This window comes from Streptomyces sp. NPDC055254 (assembly GCF_053606025.1).
Genome location: NZ_JBSGQV010000084.1, coordinates 1 through 4,347, shown reverse-complemented (window position 1 = coordinate 4,347; position 4,347 = coordinate 1). Strand labels below are relative to the sequence as shown.

The window sequence follows — 4,347 nt, the reverse complement described above, 5'->3', positions numbered from 1 at the left end:
ACAGAACCCCTCGACAAGGTTCATCGTCCCAGTTCAGAAGGCACTTTCGCGTTCCCGCTCAGATTCCGGGCCCCACACGAAATGAAACCGCGAGGTTAGAGCGCACCGACGTTGTATGCCCTGAGGAACCCATCGCGGTCGCCCGGCAGTCCGGCGTAGGTGAGGACGTTTGTGTTGGTGTCGATCACCTCAAGCATGCCGACGCACGGGGTCCCTGACTGCGTCATCGACCGCAGGCATGTCGCCCTTGTCTGAGCACGGTCATCGACAGAGGTCGGAGATTCGAGGTGGAAGGCGTCAAGGTTGGCGTTCTGGATCGCGAAGACCTGCGCCTCGTCACCGAAAGTGACGGAATCGTGGGGGCCGACGAGGACGCCGACGACCGCCCTGCGAGTAGACCTGAACGCGGCCGACCGGCTCCCGGTACCGGATTCGGGAGCATCGCAGTCCAGGAACAAGACCGTCCCCTTGCTGCTGGCCAGGCCATACCCCACGGCGTAGTCGTGCATCTCCTGCAGTTCCTCGTCGAAGGAGTCCATGAGCGTCCCTCGTACTTGGCGGAACAGGAAGTTCATCTTGGAGATTACGGGTTGGGTGCTGGGCATGGGAGCCTCCCTGATCGTGACGTACCGCCGATCTAACCGGATGCACGTGGGAATGGAGGCCTGGAGGCAGGTTCGAGTACGAAGTGTCCCGAGGTGGCCGCCGCCTTATGTGGCGTCAGAACTCGCCTTCCGGGTGGAGTCAACTGTCACCGTCAAAGCCAGTCGTACATTTCAAGTCCGTCAGCCCCGCACACGGCTCCGCCGCGGCACGGGCTCTGACCAGCTCGTACCGGGGCGGTAACAGGTCCTGGACGTCGCATGGGGTGGTCAGTTCGGGCGCCGGTACATCACGTACAGGGCGCCGTTGTGCGAGGTCACGCCGCACTCTCCTTCCATGGCGCCGACGTTGGCCGTGGGAAACGGTGTCCAGGACTGTTCCGTGCCGTGCAGGCCATGGAGCTCTCCCTGCTGGCTGCGGGCCACCAGGCGCACCTCGTCGTTGTGCGTCGTCATCGACGGCGGGTCGAGCGTGCGCCAGGTGCCGGGCAACTGCACCTCGACGTAGCTGTTGGCCACACGCCGGTGGACGTGGTTCTGGCCGTCCCCGCCTCGCGCGGCGTACCACATGTTCCCGCCGTAGTCGGCACAGGAGACCGTGGATGAGCTGCTCAACGGCGTGTGCGCACTTCCTCCTTCGCCCCAGTCGACGCCATCGTAGGAGTAGTCGACGCTGATGGTGCCGCCGCTATCGCGGTGCGCGATCACCAGCTTTTCGCCGCTGGTCATACCGATCCCCCTGCCCGTGATGGCGGACGGAAGCAGTACCCCGTCACTCCACCCCTCGGAGGTGGTCCACGCGCACACACGGATCCTTCCGTCCATGGCGACGAACGCGAGGAACAGCTTGTGGGGCTGCCAGCGTGAACTGTGCACCGCGAGGGCGGGCTGGTAGTCGCTCAGGAAGTCTTTGATCTGGGCGGGCTCGGTCCAGCCGCCGTCCACCGTCCTGCTCCACATCAGGGCGCGGTCCCCGGGCCGTGTGTACACGGCGTGCAGCTGGTCGCCGAAGGAGGCCAGCGCCGGGGGCGCTGTGCTCTTCCAGCCGAGGGACACCGACGCGTTCCATGCGCTCTTGCCGGTGTCGAGGCGGACGTATTCCAACGTTCCTGAGGGGAAGATGGGCCGCTGACCGGTGTACTTTACGGTCAGCGCGTGATGGCCGTCTCCGTCGAACTCCCACACGTCGGTCTGGCGATGGTGGAGGGTGATCATCGCATGGCGGTCCAGGAGAATTGTCCGGGTGCACGACTCGTCGTCGTGGTTGCGGAGGTACTGCATGAGCCAGACCATGAGCTTCGCGAGTTCGAATCCGATGCCGGCCCACTCGGGGAGCAGCAGGAAGGCGAGCTCCAGCGTGTACCGCATCTCGTACAGCCACTCGTCCAACGCCGTGTAGAGGCTGTCGTACCACTCGCTGTTGCTCTGGTCGGCTTCCCACGCGGTGATCCCCAGCACGAGGTACCGCCCGGCCGGCCCGGTGAAGACGACCTTCTTGCCGGCGTTGAAGTCGCGGGTCTGGCCCTTCTTGACCCCGCCGAACTCCTGGGAGGTGTACACCGGCGCCTTGTGCTTGTCCGATGTCGCCGCCACCGTCCAGTAGATCTCGTCCTTGCCTCCTCCCTGGTCGCCCGCCGCGCGCCGGACGTAGAACTTCTCGAGCTGCAGGCTCGCCTGGTAGGAGGGCACCTCCGGAACGGATTCAGGGTCGGGCGGAGGGGAGCGGAAGACTGTCGTGGCAAAGCCGACCTCGTGCAGCCCGGCCTGGAAGGCGGCACTGTCGATCGGCTCCCCGGCTGCCAGGGTCTCCGGGCTGGCCACGGACACGTTGGCCATGCCCAACGCCTCCTGCCCGACCTCCGGCAGGAGCGCACGAAGGTCCGCCGCGGTGAACCCCGACGAGGGCGGGCGTTCGGTGACCTTGTTGGAGATGATGTCCAGAGTGCCCAGACCCTCCACGGCCGACCGGTACTCCTGGCCACTGGCTCGGATCTCCTGGTCGGAGAACATGCCCTGCCACAGCCGCAGCAGGCTCTGTTCCAGGTCGGTCAGGGCCAGGCCCTGCCGGTAGCGTTCGGCCGCGTGCAGCATCATTCCGATCAGCACGCCGCCCTTCCTGCCCTGCCGCAGGCCCAGCAGGTACTTGTTCTCACTCGCCGTCCCACTGCCCCGCAGCATGGCCCGCAGCCGCTGCAAACGGTCCTCTTCCTCCGGCGTCAGCGTCACATCAGACATGGCCGCCCTCAATCCCTCGATGCACGGATATGCGCCTCCGTTAGGCTGCATCCCTGCCGAATGAGCATCTCGGGAGGCCTCACCACCGTCTACGCGGACACGCCGGGCTGAGGCGGGAACAGGCCAGCACGTGCATACCGCCCCACCCGCCACAAGCGCCACGAGACCGCCTTGCAGTCGAGGCGCCGTGCGGCCTCTTGCACGCGAAACGGACTAGGCACAAAAAGCCGTCGGCGCCTTGCTCTCCCCTAGCCTGAAGTCACCATCGCTACCCGCCAGGACGCCCGAGCTCGCCCATGGGCGGACTGAAGGGCCAGTACGTGCCGGCCGGGAAAGATCCGGCCCGCACGTACTCGAAAGGCTCCACCCCTGCCCCCGTGGTACCCCAGCCGACCGAAAGTCGCCCTCTCCGCAGGTGAACCATGACGCCCAAGATCGAACACACACCCACACCAGCCGCTGGTGAACGAATATATCCACCTGCCACCCGCAACGGCGGTGAGGATCTGCCGACACGAGCCGGCACGGCGCTGAGCACTCTGTCAGAGACCGCCGAACCCCTGTTCACGTCACTGCTCTTGGATCCGCGATGTCACTGCAACGCTGGCGCCAAGCCCGGATTTCGGCACACGACGAGGAAAGTTTCCTCTCCGACGTGCTGTCTGTGCCAGTGGGCGCGCGACGCCGCAGGTCTGGCGTCCACGGCGCTGGACGGGCTCATCAAGCCTGTGGTCGAGGTTTGCGAGTTCTATGGCACCGTGCCATGGCCTGCCCTCCCGCGAGGTCGCCCGGTACTTCGCCCCGCATCGAGGAGGAGCGACAGCACGCGGCCCCAACTCCGAGTTTCCGATGTCGACTGGCGGTAACCGAGGGCGGGGCGTCCGGCCTCCTCCGTCTGCACCTTGATGGCCCCGCGGGTCTGGAACCCAGGGGGCCGATCGAGGTGACGGTGTCGATCCGGAACGACAGCCCGTGGAGGGGCCTCGCCTCGCCGGTCGCTGGCGGGCCCTCTCCGGAGGAAGTCCGGGCCACCGTATGGGGGCCGTAGCCCTTCAACGCCGACGGCTGCGACGACCGGGGTAGGGCCGTCGCCCCTCAGGAACTGCTCGTCGGGGAATGGACGCAGTACGCCCTCACGCCCACCATGCCGCCGACCTGGATGACGATCGGAACGGAGCGGTGGCGGCAGGACTATGCGGATGCACCTGTCCGTCTGCGGGTGACCGCGCGGTCGGGAAGCTCCCAGTGGTCGCCGGAGTGGGGGATGCCAGGCGATCTCCCGCGCTGACGCACGGGCCGAGCGCAGCCGGTCGAGCACATTCCCGTCAACCGCGGCCAGCAGGCGCCAGGCCGTGGGCGTGGAGGCCACCGGGCCGAACACCTCGCCCTGGTCCCGTAGCACGGAAAGGTCCGCGATCGCCTCGCCGCCGTCGGCGAGCATCACCGCAAGGTCAGTGGCGACGCGGCCCGGATCGTGTCCGGTCCCGCGCGGCCGAAGTGGCCGTAGCGC

The 4,347-nt window shown here is 66.8% G+C and carries 2 protein-coding genes and 1 pseudogene; all 3 read right to left on the bottom strand.

Annotated features, from left to right (window positions below):
• Positions 1 to 95 precede the first annotated feature (95 nt).
• Positions 96 to 605 carry a hypothetical protein gene (locus ACWFQ8_RS33330; RefSeq protein WP_453790012.1) on the bottom strand — a complete coding sequence of 170 codons (510 nt, stop codon included), beginning with the start codon at positions 603 to 605 and terminating at the stop codon, positions 96 to 98.
• A gap of 267 nt (positions 606 to 872) precedes the next feature.
• Positions 873 to 2,837 (bottom strand): hypothetical protein, encoded by a 1,965-nt coding sequence (locus ACWFQ8_RS33325; RefSeq protein WP_453790011.1) that lies wholly within the window; start codon positions 2,835 to 2,837, stop codon positions 873 to 875.
• Between the two features lie 1,228 nt (positions 2,838 to 4,065).
• Positions 4,066 to 4,347 (bottom strand): annotated as a pseudogene (locus tag ACWFQ8_RS33320) (IS1380 family transposase); the annotation flags it as partial.

What these genes read in the sequence shown, in the direction of transcription:
- ACWFQ8_RS33330 (WP_453790012.1), bottom strand. Translation starts at nt 605, where the DNA reads ATGCCCAGCACCCAACCCGTAATCTCCAAGATGAACTTCCTGTTCCGC.
- ACWFQ8_RS33325 (WP_453790011.1), bottom strand. Translation starts at nt 2,837, where the DNA reads ATGTCTGATGTGACGCTGACGCCGGAGGAAGAGGACCGTTTGCAGCGG.